Origin of the sequence: Streptomyces sp. ITFR-21 (assembly GCF_031844685.1) — a bacterium.
In the GTDB taxonomy this organism is placed as follows: domain Bacteria; phylum Actinomycetota; class Actinomycetes; order Streptomycetales; family Streptomycetaceae; genus Actinacidiphila.
On the sequence record NZ_CP134605.1, the window covers coordinates 130,114 to 147,647 of the forward strand.

Annotated in this window: 21 protein-coding genes; 8 read left to right on the plus strand and 13 right to left on the minus strand. The window is 74.4% G+C overall.

Annotated elements, in window-relative coordinates; all coding sequences use genetic code 11:
• Positions 1-294: 294 nt before the first annotated feature.
• From RLT57_RS00555 to RLT57_RS00565, 3 genes are all read right to left on the minus strand, one after another.
• On the minus strand, positions 295-1,026 hold the full coding sequence (locus tag RLT57_RS00555; RefSeq protein WP_399127762.1) for a L,D-transpeptidase family protein: 732 nt from the start codon (positions 1,024-1,026) through the stop codon (positions 295-297).
• Between the two features lie 93 nt (positions 1,027-1,119).
• Positions 1,120-1,650 (minus strand): GNAT family N-acetyltransferase, encoded by a 531-nt coding sequence (locus RLT57_RS00560; RefSeq protein WP_311295360.1) that lies wholly within the window; start codon positions 1,648-1,650, stop codon positions 1,120-1,122.
• Positions 1,651-1,849: 199 nt separating this feature from the next.
• Entirely contained in the window at positions 1,850-2,371 is a 522-nt protein-coding gene (locus tag RLT57_RS00565; RefSeq protein ID WP_311295361.1) for an SRPBCC family protein, read from the minus strand.
• 216 nt (positions 2,372-2,587) lie between these two features.
• On the opposite strand from RLT57_RS00565, the gene RLT57_RS00570 reads away from it, so the two are divergent.
• Complete coding sequence (locus RLT57_RS00570) at positions 2,588-3,052, plus strand: universal stress protein (RefSeq protein ID WP_311295362.1); 465 nt, start codon at positions 2,588-2,590, stop codon at positions 3,050-3,052.
• Here RLT57_RS00570 and RLT57_RS00575 read toward each other — a convergent pair.
• Both RLT57_RS00575 and RLT57_RS00580 read right to left on the minus strand, forming a co-directional pair.
• Complete coding sequence (locus RLT57_RS00575; protein ID WP_311295363.1) at positions 3,036-3,608, minus strand: winged helix-turn-helix domain-containing protein; 573 nt, start codon at positions 3,606-3,608, stop codon at positions 3,036-3,038. The two genes, RLT57_RS00570 and RLT57_RS00575, sit on opposite strands and share 17 nt — an antisense overlap.
• 89 nt (positions 3,609-3,697) lie before the next feature.
• Positions 3,698-3,826, minus strand: a complete 129-nt coding sequence (locus RLT57_RS00580; RefSeq protein WP_311295364.1) for a hypothetical protein — start codon at positions 3,824-3,826, stop codon at positions 3,698-3,700.
• Positions 3,827-4,058: 232 nt separating this feature from the next.
• On the opposite strand from RLT57_RS00580, the gene RLT57_RS00585 reads away from it, so the two are divergent.
• Positions 4,059-4,202, plus strand: coding sequence for a hypothetical protein (locus tag RLT57_RS00585; RefSeq protein WP_311295365.1), 144 nt, complete (start codon positions 4,059-4,061; stop codon positions 4,200-4,202).
• A gap of 236 nt (positions 4,203-4,438) precedes the next feature.
• Here the strand turns inward: RLT57_RS00585 and RLT57_RS00590 are convergent, their stop codons facing one another.
• The 3 genes from RLT57_RS00590 to RLT57_RS00600 all read right to left on the minus strand — a co-directional run bounded on the left by RLT57_RS00590 (position 4,439) and on the right by RLT57_RS00600 (position 6,600).
• Entirely contained in the window at positions 4,439-4,648 is a 210-nt protein-coding gene (locus tag RLT57_RS00590) for a hypothetical protein (protein ID WP_311295366.1), read from the minus strand.
• On the minus strand, positions 4,648-5,055 hold the full coding sequence (locus RLT57_RS00595; protein WP_311295367.1) for a PASTA domain-containing protein: 408 nt from the start codon (positions 5,053-5,055) through the stop codon (positions 4,648-4,650). Before RLT57_RS00595 ends, RLT57_RS00590 begins: the two co-directional genes overlap by 1 nt.
• Before the next feature lie 306 nt (positions 5,056-5,361).
• A complete protein-coding gene (locus tag RLT57_RS00600; protein WP_311295368.1) occupies positions 5,362-6,600 on the minus strand; it encodes an acyl-CoA dehydrogenase family protein in 1,239 nt (412 codons plus the stop codon).
• 147 nt (positions 6,601-6,747) lie between these two features.
• Here RLT57_RS00600 and RLT57_RS00605 point away from each other — a divergent pair, with 147 nt between their 5' ends.
• A complete protein-coding gene (locus RLT57_RS00605) occupies positions 6,748-7,395 on the plus strand; it encodes a TetR family transcriptional regulator (RefSeq protein WP_311295369.1) in 648 nt (215 codons plus the stop codon).
• Between the two features lie 79 nt (positions 7,396-7,474).
• Here RLT57_RS00605 and def read toward each other — a convergent pair whose 3' ends face one another.
• Positions 7,475-8,038 carry a peptide deformylase gene (def, locus tag RLT57_RS00610; RefSeq protein ID WP_311295370.1) on the minus strand — a complete coding sequence of 188 codons (564 nt, stop codon included), beginning with the start codon at positions 8,036-8,038 and terminating at the stop codon, positions 7,475-7,477.
• Between the two features lie 177 nt (positions 8,039-8,215).
• Between def and RLT57_RS00615 the strand changes: the two genes are divergently transcribed.
• The 5 genes from RLT57_RS00615 (at position 8,216) to RLT57_RS00635 (ending at position 13,368) form a co-directional block, all read left to right on the plus strand.
• Positions 8,216-9,454, plus strand: coding sequence for a MurT ligase domain-containing protein (locus tag RLT57_RS00615; RefSeq protein ID WP_311295371.1), 1,239 nt, complete (start codon positions 8,216-8,218; stop codon positions 9,452-9,454).
• A 28-nt stretch (positions 9,455-9,482) separates the two neighbouring features.
• The gene (locus tag RLT57_RS00620) at positions 9,483-10,211 is read left to right on the plus strand and encodes a type 1 glutamine amidotransferase (RefSeq protein ID WP_311295372.1); all 729 of its coding nucleotides are present in this window, start codon (positions 9,483-9,485) and stop codon (positions 10,209-10,211) included.
• A 193-nt stretch (positions 10,212-10,404) separates the two neighbouring features.
• A complete protein-coding gene (locus tag RLT57_RS00625) occupies positions 10,405-11,430 on the plus strand; it encodes a 6-phosphofructokinase (RefSeq protein WP_311295373.1) in 1,026 nt (341 codons plus the stop codon).
• 92 nt (positions 11,431-11,522) lie between these two features.
• Positions 11,523-12,479: a cytochrome c oxidase assembly protein gene (locus RLT57_RS00630; RefSeq protein WP_311295374.1), complete on the plus strand. Its 957-nt coding sequence runs from the start codon at positions 11,523-11,525 to the stop codon at positions 12,477-12,479.
• Between the two features lie 178 nt (positions 12,480-12,657).
• Positions 12,658-13,368, plus strand: coding sequence for a lysophospholipid acyltransferase family protein (locus RLT57_RS00635; RefSeq protein ID WP_311295375.1), 711 nt, complete (start codon positions 12,658-12,660; stop codon positions 13,366-13,368).
• Between the two features lie 101 nt (positions 13,369-13,469).
• Here RLT57_RS00635 and RLT57_RS00640 read toward each other — a convergent pair whose 3' ends face one another.
• The 4 genes from RLT57_RS00640 to RLT57_RS00655 all read right to left on the minus strand — a co-directional run bounded on the left by RLT57_RS00640 (position 13,470) and on the right by RLT57_RS00655 (position 17,520).
• Positions 13,470-15,074, minus strand: a complete 1,605-nt coding sequence (locus RLT57_RS00640; RefSeq protein ID WP_311295376.1) for an alpha/beta hydrolase — start codon at positions 15,072-15,074, stop codon at positions 13,470-13,472.
• A gap of 241 nt (positions 15,075-15,315) precedes the next feature.
• Complete coding sequence (locus RLT57_RS00645) at positions 15,316-16,095, minus strand: urease accessory protein UreD (RefSeq protein ID WP_311295377.1); 780 nt, start codon at positions 16,093-16,095, stop codon at positions 15,316-15,318.
• On the minus strand, positions 16,092-16,787 hold the full coding sequence (ureG, locus tag RLT57_RS00650; protein WP_311295378.1) for an urease accessory protein UreG: 696 nt from the start codon (positions 16,785-16,787) through the stop codon (positions 16,092-16,094). Before ureG ends, RLT57_RS00645 begins: the two co-directional genes overlap by 4 nt.
• Before the next feature lie 46 nt (positions 16,788-16,833).
• Positions 16,834-17,520 carry an urease accessory protein UreF gene (locus tag RLT57_RS00655; RefSeq protein ID WP_311295379.1) on the minus strand — a complete coding sequence of 229 codons (687 nt, stop codon included), beginning with the start codon at positions 17,518-17,520 and terminating at the stop codon, positions 16,834-16,836.
• Positions 17,521-17,534 lie beyond the last annotated feature (14 nt).

Genomic DNA, 17,534 nt, shown 5'->3' on the forward strand with positions numbered 1-17,534 from the left:
AACTGCGAAGGGTCCCCGTCCCCCGCGTCGCACGGCTGCCGGCCGTCTGCATCATGGCACGCGGGATCAAGCGCGGACGAGTGGCGCCGCGCAACCGGTTTCCCCTCCGCATCCCCGTCCGCGGGGGCCGGACTCGAACGCCTGACCTGTGCTGATCACAGTGCATCCGGCTATGGCAACAGCCAGTACACCGCCTCCACTTGGCGAATATTTTACTGTCATGACACATCCGGGCGGCCGGTGCCGCCCGGATGCCGCCCGGCATCCGTCCGACCGCCGCCGCGGCGGCGGGCCTCAGTAGCGCGCCACCGAGGTGCTGCCGCCCGACGTGCCGATCGCGATGTGCGGCGCCGCGCCGGGCTTGAGCCAGCCGATGATCCGGTTCATCGCGTCGGCCGGCACCGAGACGCAGCCGGCCGTCGCGCCGCTGCCGTTGACGTGCAGGAAGATCCCGGCGCCGCGGCCCTTGACCGGCTTGGCGTAGTTGAAGTCGATGACCACGGCGTGCGCGTACTGGGTGGGGTAGGCGGCGAGCCGCTCCGACTCGCCCGCCCGGCAGTCCTCGGGCAGCGGGCTCACCCAGCGGTTGTACGAGGTCGACCGGACGTCCTCGCACCACCAGGAGGTGGGGGTGACCCGGCGGTAGGCCACCGTGGTGCCGCCGGGCGCCGCGGCGTTTCCGAAGGCGAACGGCAGCCCGTACAGACCGGTCGGCGTGGTGTCGGTGCTCTGCTTGCGGACGGTGCCTTCGACCAGCCCCTTCGCGCCGAAGCGGGCGGGGGCGGTGCCGACGTTCTTCCAGGCGCCGCCGGTCTTCTCCCACTGGACGAGGGTGCCGGTGGTGGAGCTCGGCGTCGGCGCGGTGACGGTGAGCAGCTGGGTGCCGCCGCCGGTGTCGTGCATGATCCGCGGCAGGGGGATCTGGACCCGCGGGGCGGTGACGGCCGCCGCGCCGCCCGCGCTCACGGCGAGGGTCGCCGTCACGGCGGCGGCAGCGGTCAGGGCGACAGGGGTGCGGGCACGCACGGGACCTCCGGGTCGGGCGGGACGAGAGCTCTTACCGGAGTCTGCCACCGGCCGCCGCGCCACGGGTCCGGAACCGGTCCGGGCCGGGGCGGTTCAACCCGCTGCCGACAGGTCGGCCACCCAGTCGTTGGAGCGGATGAAGGTCCCCTTGGGGTACTCGAACGCGGTCTCGCCCAGCAGGGTGAAACCGGCCTTGCGGCACACGGCGTTGGAGGCCGCGTGGCCGACCGAGGGGAAGGCGTGCAGGTGCGCGCGGTCGCCCGCCCGCCGGGCCTGCGCCATGACCGCCCGGGCGGCGGCCGCGGCTATGCCCCGGCCCTGGAATCCGGGCAGGATGCCCCAGCCGGTTTCGTAGACGTCCTCGCCGCGCCAGTGGCGCGGCCAGAAGCCGATCGAGCCGGCGACCTCGCCCCCCGGGGACAGGCGGACGGTGTACATCCGGCCGCGGTCGCCGTCCAGGCCCAGGTAGCGCAGATGGCGGGCCGCGAGCTGCTGCCCGCTCTCGGGACCGCCGAGGTGTTCGGTCATCTCAGGAGCGTTGGTCCTGGTCAGCACCCAGAAGTCGGCCTGCGACCAGGGCCGCAGCGCCACGCCGACAGGTGCCCTTGCCCGTGCGTTCGTCATGGTCGCCAAACTACGCCGGGGGTCCGACAACGGCGCGCGGCGCGGACCGGTGGACCGGGCCGGGTCCGGGCGCGAGGCCCGGCGCGGGACCCGGACAGGAGCCGGACACAAAGGAGCCCCGGCCGGGACGGGGGGACCAGGCCGGGGCAGCTCGCGGGGGAGAGACGCGTGCGTTTCTCCGTCGGCGTTAGTTTAACACTCAATGAGCATAGTCGAAGCCACTCGGCGTCGTGGAACCGCGTGTCTGCGGGGCCGCCGGGAGGGCGGCGGGTCCCACCGGCGCCGCGGCGCCGAGCAGGTCGCAGAACTTGCGCCCGTCGACCGGCAGGTCCCGGCGCCAGGCCATCGCCACGACCGGGGCGAGCAGCAGCAGGCCGGCGCTGAGCGAGCTGGTGACCGACAGCCGGACCAGGGTGCCGTCGGCGTGCGGGAGCAGGTCGAAGGCGTACAGCGGCACCTGGGTGCCCAGCGGGCACCACATCCGCTGGCCGCGGAAGGCTATCCGCCGGCACGGCTCGTAGTCCGCGCAGACCAGCCGGTGCCTGCGGCGCCGGCCCGGATACCGGTAGCAGTAGACCGCGTCCACGCCGGGCGGCACGAACGCCGCCTCGACCGAGGACACTCCCGAACTCCACAGGGCGAGATTGCGGGCGTCGGCGAGAAAGTCGAACACCTCGGTGGCCGGCCTGGGCACGAACACGTTCGTGGAAACGCTCGGCATCGCAAACCTCCCCGGTAGCGGCGTGGGCGGCTGAGCACGCGAGGCGCGGACCGGGACCGACGGTGCGGGCGCCGGGCGGAAAAGCCGCCTGTTTCACTCCTCTTCGGAAAGCGTGCCTCGCAAACAGGCCCATGTCGTGGCAATAGGCCCGTTCGGGTGATAACGCGGCGCGCTCGGGGATGGGAGGCCCCCGTGGCTGTCGATAGCCTGTGCCGCGTGGCAGAACAGCAGGTTCCCGCGCACTTCGAACGCGGCACTGACGGCCCCAAGGTCATCGTCGCCGGGCTCGACGGCTCCGACTCGTCCTGGCGCGCCGCCGCGTACGCGTCGGGTCTGGCACGCCGCCAGCACGCGCTCCTGGCGCTGGTGTACGTGCAGCCCTATCTGCCGGGCGGAGCGGCGCTCGGCGTCCCGGTGTCGCAGGCGGACACCGGGGTCGCCGAGCAGCTGCTGGCAGAGATAAGGGACGCCGTGGAGCGGGTGGGGGACGACTTCCACGTGCGCTGGGAGTTCCACACCTTCCGCGGAGACCCCTACAGCGGCCTGGCGACGGCCGCCGACCGGCTGACCGCCGACGCCGTGGTGGTGGGTGCCTCGGAGCGGGCCGGGCACCGGCTGGTGGGTTCGGTGGCCGTCCGGCTGGTGAAGGCCGGCCGGTGGCCGGTCACGGTCGTGCCGTGACCACCGGTGCGTACTTGTAGCCGACGCGGCGCACCGTCACGATGCTGCCCCGGTGGGCGGCACCGAGCTTGCGCCGCAGCCGGGCGACGTGCACGTCCACGGTGCGGCCGTCGCCGACATGGCCGTAGCCCCACACCGTGGTGACCAGCTGGTCCCGGGAGTGCACCCGGTGCGGGTGGGCGACCAGGTGGGCGAGCAGCTCGAACTCCAGGTAGGTGAGGTCGAGCTGGCGGCCGTCCACGACGGCGGTACGGCGGTCGCTGTCGATCCTGACCGGGGTGTCCACCGCTTCCTCCACGGGCTGCTGCGGTACGCCGGCACCGTCCGGGCCCGGTTCGGCCGGGACCAGCACCAGATAGCCGACCATCGGGGCGCCGCCGGCCACCGCGGGCAGCACATGGCCCGGGGCCGGCATCCAGGTGGCGCCGGGGGGCAGGAAGTCGGGCGCCGGAGGCGCCTCGTCGGGACGGACCGCGCGCAGCCGCTGCCGGCCGGCCGGGGCCGGGACAGCGGTGGCGGCAGCGGTGAGGGACTGGAACGGGGAGACGTTCGACATGGGTTCGGCTCTTTCGCGCGAAGGGTCATGGGTGACTTATTGCGCGGGACCGGGATGCTGACGTACGGCGGCTTCGGCCGCAGGGCAGGTCAGCGTATGACGCGGGTCCGCGCGGGGATCGCGCGGCAACACCAGCGGTCGAAGTGGTGCTCCTGCCGGGACGGCCAGAAGGGCTCCAGGTCGTGTCGACCTGTCCCGGTGTCGGTCATGCTGGCCATGTTCCTATTGAACCAGACCGTGGGCGTGCGGCGTTAGGCAAAAGAACGCAGCGAGACGTGTGCGACGTCACTCGAACAGCCGCCACCGCGGGACACTGCGGCGGCGGCGGCCGTTGCGCGGGGCTTTGCGGGCTTTCACCCCGGTGCGTCCCCGCGGGCCCGGCGGTCACCCGCCGCGCGGGGCGGTCCGCAGCCGGGTCTAGGGTGGTCGAGCGGACCAGAAGGAGCTCCCATGCCGATCCACCACCTGCTGAACATCGCGGTGAACGAGTCCCCCGGCCCCGGCCCGGTGATGCGCAGCATCATCGTGGTCGCGGTGGTCGGCGGCGTCCTGCTGGCGTGGTTCGTGCTGCGCGGCTACCGCGACAACGACTGAACCGCCCGGTTCATCTCCCCTCTTTCCCGTCTTCCCCGCCGCGCCTGCACCCGCGGGGATCCGGGCGACGGGACCCGGGGTCCGTCACCCGGATCCGCGTGGACGGCGGGGCGGGGTCCGGTGCGTTGCGACCGCACGGCGGAGGAGGGGGCGGCGTGGTGCGCCGCCGGCCGGCGGGAACGCGGCGGATCCGCGGGCCGGGGCCCGCGACGCCGCGGAGATCCGCCCGGCAGGGCCTAAGGGCACTTCTCGCCGAACCTGACGGCGGTGAACCGCACCGGCTGCCCGTGCAGCGGGGTGCCGGGGGCCGGCGCCTGGGTGCAGACCCGCCAGTTGGACGCGAGCAGGATGACGCGGTGGCCCGCCGCGTCGGACGAGCTGACGGACGTGTCCGAGGGCAGGCTGCGGGTGGCGGTGTTGAGCGCCCTGCCCCTGAAGTCGGGCATCAGCCTGCCCGCCTTGGCCGGCGGCGCCTGGTCGGCGGCGCCTGGTCGGCGGCGGGGCAGGTCTCGTCGAGCTTGACCGTGCCGAAGTCGAGCTTGGTGTCGGTGGACGCCCGGGTGCCGGCGGCGGGCTTCTGCGAGCAGACCTTCCAGTCCTGGTCGATGATCTGGTGACGGGCCCGGCCGGCGGAGTCGTGGCTGGTGAGCCGGCGGAAGCCGGCCGACTCGGCAACGTCCTGGGCGCTCTGCAGGCCCTTCCCGACGAGATCGGGCACCGGTTTGACGACGGCGTGTCCGGCGCCCCCCGAACCGGTGGTGTCCGGGTCGCAGGCGGTGAGGATGGCCGCGGCGGCGAGCAGGACGACGGCGGTGGCGGCGCGGGTGCGGATGGCGCGGGTGCGGGTACGCATGCGGTCCTCCCCTTGCTTCGGGCTTCGGGTCCGGTGGTTCGAGCCTGACAGCCCGGAGGGCCGAGGGGGGCCGGTGTGCCGGGTTCGTTACGGAGTGCGGGGCCCCGCGCGACGCGGTGCGCGAACCGCCGTGCCCGGCGGGGCGCCGTCCCAGGCCCCGCTTCCGGAGCTTCGCTTCCAGGGCCCCGCGCCTGCGGCGCCGGCCGGTTCCGCGGCCCGGCCCGCTCCGGGTCCCCGCGATCCGCCCGGTCCGCCCCCTGTCCGGTCCGCTCGGGTCCCGCCCCCGCCCCGGGACCTGAGCGGGGGTCAGCGGATGGGCAGCCCGGACAGGGCGCGGGCGATGACCAGCCGCTGGATCTCGCTGGTGCCCTCGAAGATGGTGTAGATGGCACTGTCGCGGTGCATGCGCTCGACCGGGTAGTCGCGGGTGTAGCCGTTGCCGCCGAGGATCTGGATCGCCTGGGCGGTGACCGTCTTGGCGGTCTCGCTGGCGAAGAGCTTGGACATCGAGCCCTCGGCGGAGGTGAAGGGCCGGCCGGCGGTCGCCATCCAGGAGGCGCGCCACACCAGCAGCCGGGCGGCGTCGATCCGGGTGCGCATGTCGGCGAGCTGGAAGGCGATGCCCTGGTTGTCGATGACGGGGCGGCCGAACTGCTCGCGGCCGACCGCGTATTCGAGGGCGTACTCGTAGGCGGCCCGCGCGGTGCCCACGGCCATGGCGCCGACGGCCGGCCGGGACGCCTCGAAGGTGGCCATGGCCGCGTTCCTCACCCGTCCCGCGGACTCGCCGCCGCCCGTCGCGGCCCGCTCGCGGGCCCGGGCCAGTCGCTCGTCGAGCTTGTCCTTGCCGCCGAGCAGGCACGAGCCGGGGACACGGACGTCCTCCAGCACCACCTCGGCGGTGTGCGAGGCGCGGATGCCGTGCTTCTTGAACTTCTGCCCCTGGGACAGGCCCGGGGTGCCCGGGGGCACGATGAAGGAGGCGTGGCCCTTGGAGCCGAGCTCGGGGTCCACCACGGCGACCACCACGTGGACGTTGGCGATGCCGCCGTTGGTGGCCCAGGTCTTGGTGCCGTTGAGCACCCACTCGCCGGCGGCCTCGTCGTACACCGCCCGGGTGCGCATCGCGGCCACGTCGGAGCCGGCGTCCGGTTCCGAGGAGCAGAAGGCGGCCACCTTCACGTCGTGCGCGTCACCGTACATCTGCGGCACCCAGGTGCCGATCTGCTCCTCGGTGCCGTTGGCGAGCACGCCGACGGCCGCCAGCCCGGTGCCGACGATGGACAGCGCTATCCCGGCGTCGCCCCAGAACAGCTCCTCCATGGTCATCGGGATGCCGAGGCCGGTGGGGTCGAAGAACTGCTGGGCGTAGAAGTCCAGGGAGTACAGGCCTATCGCGGCCGCCTCCTGGATGATGGGCCACGGCGTCTCCTCGCGCTCGTCCCACTCGGCGGCGGCCGGGCGCATCACGTCGGCGGCGAAGCCGTGGATCCACGCGCGCACGGACTGCTGGTCGTCGTTGAGTTCGAGCGTGAAGTCGCCCATCGTCCCCTCCACGTGCCGGTTACTAGCGGTAACCGCAGTCTGTTACCCTCTGGTAAGGAATGTCAACTCCGGTCCCGCGAGCCACCGCACGGGTCCGGAGTGTTACGTTGCGCAGACCACCGGCAATCGAACAACAGGGAGGCGAGGGTGGAGACCGGCCAGCGGCAGGACCAGCGCACGGCCACCGAGCGACGGCGCCAGGAGTTGCTCGAAGCCGCCGACCGCGTGGTGCTGCGGGACGGCCCGGAGGCGTCGATGAACGCCATCGCCGCGGAGGCGGGCATCACCAAGCCCATCCTCTACCGGCACTTCGGCGACAAGAGCGGCCTGTACCGGGCGCTGGCCAAGCGCCACACCGACGCCCTGCTGGCCACCCTGCGCGCCGCCCTGGACTCCCCCGGTGACCGGCGGGACCGGGTCGAGGCCACCCTGCACGCCTACCTGTCCGCGATCGAGACCCGCCCGCAGGTCTACCGCTTCCTGATGCACCCGGCCGAAACCCCCGCCGCCGACGGTGAGAAGGGCTTCGACGTCGGCCGCCACTCGGTCCCGCTGCTGCGCCGGATGGGCGAGGACCTGGCCGAGGTGATCGACGAGCGGCTCGACCTCGGCCCGGACAGCCGCATGGTGGCCAGGGCCTGGGGCCACGGCATCGTCGGCATGATGTACGCGGCCGGCGACTGGTGGCTGAGCGAGCGCCCGGTCTCCCGCGACCAGTTGGTGCGCAGCCTGGCGGACCTGCTGTGGGGGCGGCTGGCGGCGGCCGGCGACCGGGCCGGCAGCCCCGGCCTGTAAGGCGCCACGGGAACGGCCTGCGGGAACGGCCGCCGGGAGCCCGGCCGGTGGACCGGTGGGAGCCCCGCGGGAGCGCGGGTCAGCCGCCGGGGCCGGCCGGCAGGGCGCCGGTGCGGGCCGCCCGGCGGACCGCCCACCGCGCCCGCGCCCGGCGCGGCCCGCGCAGCCGGTCGGTGAAGACCGTCCCCTCCAGGTGGTCGCACTCGTGCTGCAGGCAGCGGGCGAAGAACCCGGTGCCGGCCACCGCCACCGGCCCGCCCCACATGTCGAAGCCCTCCACCACGGCCTCGTCGTGGCGGCGGGTGCCGCACTCGACGCCGGGCAGCGACAGGCAGCCCTCGGCGCCGGTGACCTCGACGCCGCCGGTCCGGACCGGCCGGGGGTTGACCAGGTGCCCGAGGTGGCGGCGGTCCTCGTCGTCGGGGCAGTCGTAGACGAAGACCCGCAGGGGCACCCCGATCTGGTTGGCGGCCAGCCCCACCCCGCCGGCCGCGTACATGGTGGCGAACATGTCCTCCACCAGCCGCGCGAGTCCGCCGTCGAAGGCGGTGACCTCGGCGCACGGCGTGTGCAGCCCGGGTTCGCCGAACAGCCGCAGCCGGTGGACGGTACCGGTGCTGCCGGGGATGGCGCCGTATCGCATGGCGGACAGCGTAGAGGTCCCGCGGCGGCGCGGTGCGGCCCGGGTGCGGGGAGTCGATAGGCTGGGCCGGAACCGGAAGTTGTCGGCCGCCGCAGCGGCGAGCAGGGTGGCGGACCGGCCGCCGCGAGCACAGCGGCGCGGCCGGAGCCGATCCGGAGTCGAGGAGGAGCAGGAACGATGGCAGGCAACTCGGAGCCGCTCACGCCGCGGGCCAAGCTGGCCGTGACGGCGGGCAGGGCCGCGGCAGCGGTGTCGCGCGCGGCGGGCAAGGGCAGCGGGTCGGTGATCGGCGGCAAGGTCGCGCTGCGGTTCGACCCCGATCTGCTGGCCAGACTCGCCCGGCACCTGGACGTGGTGCTGGTCTCGGCCACCAACGGCAAGACCACCACCACCCGGCTGCTCGCCGAGGCGCTGCGCGCCAACGGCCCGGTGGTCTCCAACGCGCTGGGCGCCAACATGCCGGCCGGCATCACCTCCGCGCTGGCCGGCGGTTCCGACGCCCGCTACGGCGTGATCGAGGTCGACGAGAAGTACCTGGCCGGCGTGGCCAGGGACGTCGCCCCCAAGGCGATCGCGCTGCTCAACCTGTCCCGCGACCAGCTGGACCGGGCGGCGGAGACCCGGATGCTCGCCGAGAAGTGGCGCGAGGGGCTGGCCGGCTCCGAGGCGATCATCATCGCCAACGCCGACGACCCGCTGATCACCTGGGCGGCCTCGTCCAGCCCCACCGTCGTGTGGGTGGCGGCCGGCCAGGAGTGGAAGGACGACGCCTGGTCGTGCCCGTCGTGCGGTGGCGTGCTCCAGCGCCCGTCCGAGAACTGGTTCTGCGCGGAGTGCGGCTTCCGCCGGCCGACCCCGACCTGGGCGCTGTCCGGCGACCACGTCATCGACCCGTACGGCGTGGCCTGGCCGATCCACCTCCAGCTGCCGGGCCGGGCCAACAAGTCCAACGCGGCGGTGTCCGCGGCGGCCGCCGCCGCGTTCGGCGTGGACCCCAAGGTCGCGCTGGAGCGGATGTACAAGGTGCAGGCGGTCGCCGGCCGCTACGACGTGGTGTCGTACCGGCAGCGCGAGATGCGGCTGCTGCTGGCGAAGAACCCGGCCGGCTGGCTGGAGACGTTCTCGCTGATCGACCGCCCGCCGACGCCGGTGATCCTGTCGGTGAACGCGCGCGGCGCGGACGGCACCGACACGTCCTGGCTGTGGGATGTGGACTACACCCGGCTGGCCGGGCACCCGATCCAGGTGATCGGGGACCGCAAGATGGACCTGGCGGTGCGCCTGGAGGTGGCCGGGCTCCAGTTCCAGGTCTGCGCCGACCTGGACGAGGCGGTACGGTCCGCGCCGCCCGGCCGGATCGAGACGATCGCCAACTACACGGCCTTCCAGGACCTGCGCCGCCGGGTCGGGAACTGACCCGCCGAGCTCCCGAGGAGAAGCACCTATGAGTGAGTCCAGCCTGCGCGTGGTGTGGGTCTACCCCGACCTGCTGAGCACCTACGGCGACCAGGGCAACGCGCTGGTGGTGGAGCGGCGGGCGCTGCAGCGCCGGGTACCGGTCACCCGGGTCGACGTCCGCTCCGACCAGCCGATCCCGACCTCCGGGGACATCTACCTGATCGGCGGCGGCGAGGACCGCCCGCAGCGGCTGGCGGCCGAGCGGCTGCGCCGCGACGGCGGGCTGAGCCGGGCGGTCGCCAACGGCGCGATCGTCTTCTCGGTCTGTGCCGGCTACCAGATCCTGGGCCATGAGTTCATCAACGACCTCGGCCGCCCGGAGCCGGGTCTCGGACTGCTGGACGTGGTGAGCACCCGCGGCGAGGGCGAGCGGTGCGTCGGCGACGTGCTGGCCGATATCGACCCCCGGCTGAACCTGCCGCAGCTGACCGGTTTCGAGAACCACCAGGGCGTCACCCACCTCGGTCCGACCGCCCGCCCGTTCGCCCGGCTGCGGGTCGGCAAGGGCAACGGCACCGGCGACGGCACCGAGGGCGCCTTCAACGACACCGTCTTCGGCACGTACATGCACGGGCCGGTGATGGCCAGGAATCCGCAGATCGCGGACCTGCTGATCAAGCTCGCACTCGATGTCAACGCGCTGCCGCCGGTCGACGACCAGTGGTACGAGGCGCTGCGCAGCGAGCGGATCGCGGCGGCGGTCCAGCCGGCCTGAGCGGGTCCGGCGGGCGTCGCCCCGGCGGCGCCTTCGTCACGCTGCGCAACGGACCCCCGGCGTTCGGGTAGTCGTCAGGTGGCCGCAGTCCGGTCGGCGTGGAGGCATGACAGCGGGGATCGCTAAACTCGGTCCGATCCATCCGGACGACGGAGTCCGGCCGTCCCGGTCGAGTTTCGGGGAGTAGCGAGCGATGCGTATTGGTGTGCTGACCAGCGGCGGCGACTGCCCCGGGCTGAACGCCGTCATCCGGTCCGTCGTGCACCGCGCCGTGGTGGACCACAGCGACGAGGTCATCGGCTTCCACGACGGGTGGAAGGGGCTGTTGGAAGCCGACTACCGCAAGCTCGACCTGGACGCGGTGAGCGGCATCCTGGCCCGTGGGGGCACCATACTCGGCTCCTCGCGGGTACAGCCGGCCCATCTGCGCGACGGCGTGGAGCGGGCCAGGGGCCATGTCCGGGACCTGGGCCTGGACGCGATCATCCCGATCGGCGGCGAGGGCACCCTCAAGGCGGCGCGGCTGCTGTCGGACGCGGGCCTGCCGATCGTGGGCGTGCCCAAGACCATCGACAACGACATCTCCTCCACCGATGTCACCTTCGGTTTCGACACCGCCGTCGGTGTGGCCACCGACGCGCTCGACCGGCTGAAGACCACCGCGGAGTCGCACCAGCGGGTGCTGATCGTGGAGGTCATGGGCCGGCACACCGGGTGGATCGCGCTGCACTCGGGTATGGCGGCCGGCGCGCACGCCATCCTGGTGCCCGAGCGGCCGTTCGACGTGGCGGAGCTGGCCAGGGTGGTCGGCGAGCGCTTCGAGGCCGGCAAGAAGTTCGCCATCGTGGTGGTCTCCGAGGGCGCCAAGCCGCGTCCTGGCACCATGGACTTCGCCTCCGGCACCACCGACGTCTACGGCCACGAGCGGTTCAGCGGCGTCGCCACCCAGCTGTCGGTGGAGCTGGAGGAGCGGCTCGGCAAGGAGGCCCGGCCGGTGATCCTCGGCCACGTGCAGCGCGGCGGCACGCCGACCGCGTACGACCGGGTGCTCGCCACCCGCTTCGGCTGGCACGCGGTGGAGGCGGTGCACGGCGGCCGGTTCGGCATGATGACGGCGCTGCGCGGCACCGACATCCACCTGGTACCGCTCGCCGAGGCCGTGGAGCACCTCAAGACCGTGCCGGCCGAGCGCTACACCGAGGCCGGGTGCGTGCTCTGACCGCCTCCCGGCGCGCTGGTCCGGCCCCGCCCGGGTCGCCGGGCGGGGCCGGTTCTAGTCTGGTGCGGGCACCACGGTCGAAGGAGTGACGGATGGAACACGGCGGACACGGTATGCACATGGACCTGCCGCCGTTCACCCTCGGCCGGGGGCTGGCCTTCAGCGCCGGCGATCCGTTCTTCCTGACCGGCTGCCTGGTGCTGCTGGCGCTGTACGGGTGGGGGGTGCTGCGGCTGCGGCTGCGCGGCGACCACTGGTCGCCGGGCCGTACTGCGGCGTTCGCCACCGGGGTGCTGACGGTCGGTGCGACGATGTGCACCAGGCTCAACGACTACGGCATGGTGCTGTTCAGCGTGCACATGGTGCAGCACATGATCCTCAGCATGCTCTCGCCGATCCTGCTGCTGCTCGGCGCCCCGGTGACACTGGCGCTGCGGGCGCTGCCGGCCGCCGGGCGCGGGCGCCTCGGGCCGCGTGAGCTGCTGGTGAGACTGCTGCACAGCCGGTTCGTGCGGTACGCGACCCATCCGGCGTTCACCATCCCGCTGTTCGTGGCGAGCCTGTACGGGCTGTACTTCACCCCGCTGTTCGACACGCTGATGGCCACCGGGGCCGGGCACATCGCGATGATGGTGCACTTCCTCGCCGTCGGCCTGGTCTTCTTCTGGCCGATCATGGGCGTTGATCCCGGACCGCACCGGCCGGGCTACGTCATGCGGATGCTGGAGCTGTTCGCGGGGATGCCGTTCCACGCGTTCTTCGGGATCGCGCTGATGATGGCGAGCGAGCCGATGGTCACCACGTTCGCGCATCCCGCGGCGTCGCTGGGGGTCGACCCGCTGGACGACCAGACGTCGGCCGGCGGTATCGCCTGGGCGTTCAGCGAGGTCCCGTCGGTCATCGTGCTGGTGGCGCTGCTCTTCCAGTGGTACATGTCCGAGCAGCGGCAGGCCCGCCGCTCGGACCGGGCCGCGGACCGGGACGGCGACGCGGAACTCGTCGCGTACAACGCGTACCTGGCGTCGCTGGACGCGCGCGGCCGCGGCTGACGGCAGCGCGCGGGCGGTCCGCCGGGCGAGCGGGTACGGACCGCGGACGCGGCGTCCGCCGGGCCGCCGCCGGCCCGCCCTGGTCGCGGCGGGCACGGGGGCACTACTCTGCCGGGGCGCCGGAGCACCGGGGTCGCGCAGCCGGGCGTGCCAGGGACCGGCCGGGGAGGTGGTCGCCGTGTTCTACCAGGTGCTGAAGTACGTGGTGCTGGGGCCGTTGCTGCGGCTGTTGTTCCGGCCGCGGATCGAGGGCCTGGAGAACGTGCCGGAGCACGGCGGCGCGATCATCGCGGGCAACCACCTCTCGTTCGCCGACCACTTCGTGATGCCGGCGATCCTGCCGCGGCGGATCACCTTCCTGGCGAAGGCCGAGTACTTCAACGGGCCCGGTGTCAGAGGCCGGCTGACCGCCGCCTTCTTCCGCGGCATCGGCCAGATCCCGGTGGACCGCTCCGGCGGCAAGGGCGGCTCCGCCGTCGACGCGGCCCTCGCGGTGCTGGGCCGCGGCGAGTTGCTGGGCATCTACCCGGAGGGCACCAGGTCGCCCGACGGTCGGCTCTACCGGGGCCGTACGGGAGTCGCGGCGATGGCGCTGCGGGCGGGGACGCCGGTGATCCCGTGCGCGATGCTGGGGACCTTCGAACTCCAGCCGCCCGGCCGGACCCTGCCCCGGATGGGCCGGGTGACCATCCGCTTCGGCCGCCCGCTGGACTTCACCCGGTTCGCCGGCATGGAGGGGCAGCGGTACGCGGTGCGGTCGGTGACCGACGAGATCATGTACGAGATCATGGCGCTGTCCGGGCAGGAGTACGTCGACCGGTACGCCGGCGAGGTCAAGGCCGGGCAGCCGCGGCAAACCCGGGGCCGGCCGCGCCGCGGCTCCTCCTGAGCGCCGGACGACCCCCGGCGCCGGGCTGCGGACCGCCCCCGCCTGGGGTCGCTCGTCCGGTTGCTCGTTCGGGGCGCTCGTTCGGAGGCGCGGGTGAGGTGTCAGGGGGCGGGCGCGGGCGCCGCGTGCGGACCGCACACCACGTCGTGGCCGTCGAGCGCGCCGGTCAGCAGATAGTCGTCGACCCGGCTGTTGACGCAGGGGTTGACCAGCCCGGTGACGCCGTGCGATCCGGCGTCCCGTTCGGTGACCAGCCGTGATCCGGCGAGCCTGCGGTGGAGTTCGAGCGCGCCGCCGTACGGGGTCGCCGCGTCGTCGGTGCTCTGCACGATCAGCACGGCCGGCAGTCCGCGCCGCGACCGTACGTCCACCGGGGTGCCCTGCGGCACCGGCCAGGTGGCGCAGGGCAGGTTCAGCCACGCGTTGGACCAGGTGAGGAAGGGGAACTCGGCGGCGAGCGCGGTGCTGTCGCGGTCCCACTGCGGCCAACTCGTCGGCCACTGGGCGTCGTTGCACTCGACCTCGGTGTAGACGGCGTTGCCGTTCTCCGCCGCGGTGTTGCCCGCGGTGTCGGCGGGGCGCGGTCCCGCCGCGTCCACCAGGGCCTTGGTGTCGCCGGCCCGGTAGCGGCTCCACACGCTCGCGACGGCGGTCCAGGCCGAGTCGTAGTAGGGCGCGTTCTGGAAGTAGCCGAGGAGTTCGGCCGGGCCGACGACGCCGCCGACGGGACGGGCCTTCGCGGCGGCGCGCAGGCGCTCCCAGTTCGCCTGCACCTCGGCCCGGGTGCCGCCGAGGTGGTAGGCGGTGTCGTACCGGGCCACCCAGTCCTCCCAGTCCTGCCAGCGGGACTGGAAGGCGATGTCCTGGTCGAGGTTGTTCCGGTACCAGACCCGGTCCCGGGCGGGGTTGACCACGCTGTCCACGATCATCCGGCGCACGTGCGCGGGGAACAGGCTTGCGTAGACCGCGCCCAGGTAGCTGCCGTAGGAGACGCCGAGGTAGGTGAGCCGGCGCTCGCCGAGGGCCGCGCGGACGACGTCGAGGTCGCGTGCGGTGTCGGCGGTGGTCATCCGGGCCAGCACGGCCGCGCCGGTGCGCCGCAGGCAGCCCTCGGCGTACGCGGCGACGCGTTGCCGCCCGGCCTGCTTGTCGGCCTCGCCGCCCGGCACCGGATCGGGCTTGGGCGCGGCGGCGAACTCCCGCGGGTCCTGGCAGGAGACCGGCGCCGAGTGGCCGACGCCGCGCGGGTCGAAACCCACGAAGTCGTAGGCCCTGGCGGTCTTGGTCCACAGGGCCGCGCCGGTGGTGGCGCGCAGCGGGAAGCGCAGCCCCGAACCGCCGGGGCCGCCGGGGTTGTAGACCAGCGCGCCCTGCCGTTCCGCGGGGGTGCCGGTGCTCGGCGCGCGGTCCACCGCGAGCCGCACGGTGTCGCCGAACGGCTCGGCGTAGTCCACCGGCACGGTGACCCAGCCGCAGCGCACGGGCGCGGCCAGGCCCCAGCCGGCCGGGCAGTCCGCCCAGTCGACGCCGCGCCGCCGGGCGTCGCGGGCGGCGATCAGCTGGCCGACGGCCTCCGGGACGGTGCCGGGGACGGGTGCCGCGGCCGGCGGCGGTCCCGCGGTCGCCGCCGGGGCGGCGGCGAGGGCGGTCGCGAGCAGGGCTGCGGTGGAGACGAGCACGAGCGCGTGTCCCACAGTCGGTCGCACAGGCCGGACCTCCCGCTGAAGAACCGTGCCGGGCGGCCACGGTGATCACAGTGCTGAGGTGCGGATACGTTCCCCGGTGGGCCGGGCGTGAACAGCGCAGCCGGGTGATTCCCGGTCGGGCCGCCGGGCGCGGACGAGGTCGCCCGCGCCCGCCGCGGTCCGGGCGGGCCGCGGTCCGGGCGGGCCGCGTCGGCGGCGGGCCGGGCGGGGAGTCCGGCGGCGGCGCGGCCGGCCGCGCCGGTCAGCGGTTGCGGGCCGCGGCCAGCCCCTGGTCCAGCAGCCGGCGCAGCCGCAGGCCGTCGGCGGCGACCGCGGTCACCAGCAGCGCGGGGCCGGCCAGCGGGGTCAGCGCGGCCCGGCCGTCGGCCGGATCGGCGGTGAGGACCAGGGGTTTGGCCGGGGGCGACCCCAGGTCCGGGTCGACCAGCAGGACCTGGCCGACCGCCCGGTACGGGCCGAGGACGGCGGGCCCGGACCAGGCGGGCGCTGCCGGGCCGAAGACGAGTTCCTGGTCGAGCAGCGGGCGGCCCGCGCGGCGGACGGTGAGCCGGGTGGCCAGGTCGCCCGGGGGTTCGGCGTGCCGGCCCAGTATCTGCTCATCGCGCAGCACCAGCCGGGCGGTCGCGGCGAGTTCGACCAGGGTCGTCATCCGCAGCGAGCTCCCGCGGGCCGAGATCAGCGGCTCCGGCAGCCACGTGAGCGCCGCGTCGTCGCCGACGGTCAACCGGATGTCGTACGCCGCCGGTTCGCCGTCCAGGGCGGGCAGCGCGAGGGTCGCGGCGGCCGCTCCGACCACCAGCCGCGCGCCGCGGTCGACCTCGGCCTCGACCCGCAGCCGGTCGCCGCCCAGCGGCGCGCTCATCGCCCCGACCAGGATCACCGTGCCGCCCCGGGAGCGGCGCAGGGCGAGCGGACCCTCGCCGGCGAGCAGCGGCAGCGCGGTGCCGCCCCGCCCGTCGGCGACGGCCCTGATCCGGGCGACGGCGCTGACGCCGCGTGCGGTCGCCCCGCGTGCCGTCACGTCGCCGCCAGCGGCGCCCAGGCGGCGAGCCGCTCGGCGATCCAGGCGGCGATCGGGGCGATGCCGTCCGGCCCGGCGACCGAGGTGAAGACCACCGGCAGCTCCCCGCGCTGGGCGGCGGCGTCCCGGGCCATCCGGCCCAGGTCGGCGCCGACGTAGGGGGCGAGGTCGGTCTTGTTGACCACCAGCAGGTCGGCGGTGGTCACCCCGGGGCCGCCCTTGCGCGGGATGTCGTCGCCGCCGGCCACGTCGATGACGAAGATCTGCGCGTCCACCAGCCCCTTGGAGAAGGTCGCCGTCAGGTTGTCGCCCCCCGACTCGACCAGGACCAGGTCGAGCGGGCCGACCTGCTCCTCCAGGTCCTCGACCGCCTCCAGGTTGGCCGAGATGTCGTCCCTGATCGCGGTGTGCGGGCACGCCCCGGTCTCCACGGCGACGATCCGCTCGGCGGGCAGCACGGCGTTGCGCAGCAGGAAGTCGGCGTCCTCGCGGGTGTAGATGTCGTTGGTCACCACCCCGATGGCGACCTCGTCGCGCAGCGTGCGGCACAGTGCCGCCACGGTCGCCGTCTTGCCGGAGCCCACGGGGCCGCCGAGGCCGATCCGCAGCGCCCGGCGCCGCCCGTCCGTACCCGTTTCCGGGGCGGAGTGCGCGTACCGCTCGGGGAAGATCTGGGGGTGGTCGAGATGCATGGCGGGCTCCCTTGGGATGAGGGGTGCGAGGCGGTGGCGGCCGGCTTCAGGAGGCGAACAGTCTGACCGGCCAGGTCGCGTGGTGTTCGGCGGCGATGTCGAGCAGCGGGGCCGACACGGCGGGCAGCGCGGCCGGGCCCTCGGTCATGGCGCGGGCGGCCGCGGCGCGGGCGGCGGCGGCGACCTCGTCCATCTCGGGGGCCAGGTGCGCCAGGACGGCGGCGGCGTGGAACGGGTCGAGGCCGAGCAGGCGGACGGCGGCGGTGGCGGGCGCGCTGCCGGACTCGTAGACGGCGGCGTGCGCGGCGTCCAGGGGCTGGAGGCCGGCCGCGCGGGCGGTGAGGCCGAGGACGACGGGGTGGTGGGCGCCGCGGGGCCGGTCGGCGGCGACGCGGTCGAGCGCGGGGCCGGGCCAGGCGGCGCGGGCGGCGCGCAGCAGCTGGCGGCCCAGCCGCCGGGAGACCGCCCGCAGGGCCGGCGCGGGGGTGCGGGCGTCGGCCGCCTCGTCCAGCGCGAGCGGGTCGAGTCCGGTGGTCGCCGCCGCGGCCAGTGCGGCGGCGACCAGTCCGGTGGTGTGCAGCCGGCCGCGGCAGAACTCCGCGAGCGTGGCCGCGTCGTGGACCCGGCCGTCGGCGACCGCCGCCTCCGCGCCGCCGGAGTGCGCGTGGCCGCCGGCCGGAAAGCGGCCGTCGGCGAGCAGCAGCAGGGCGGAACGGGCGGCGGGCGGCGTCATCGGGTCCTCGGATC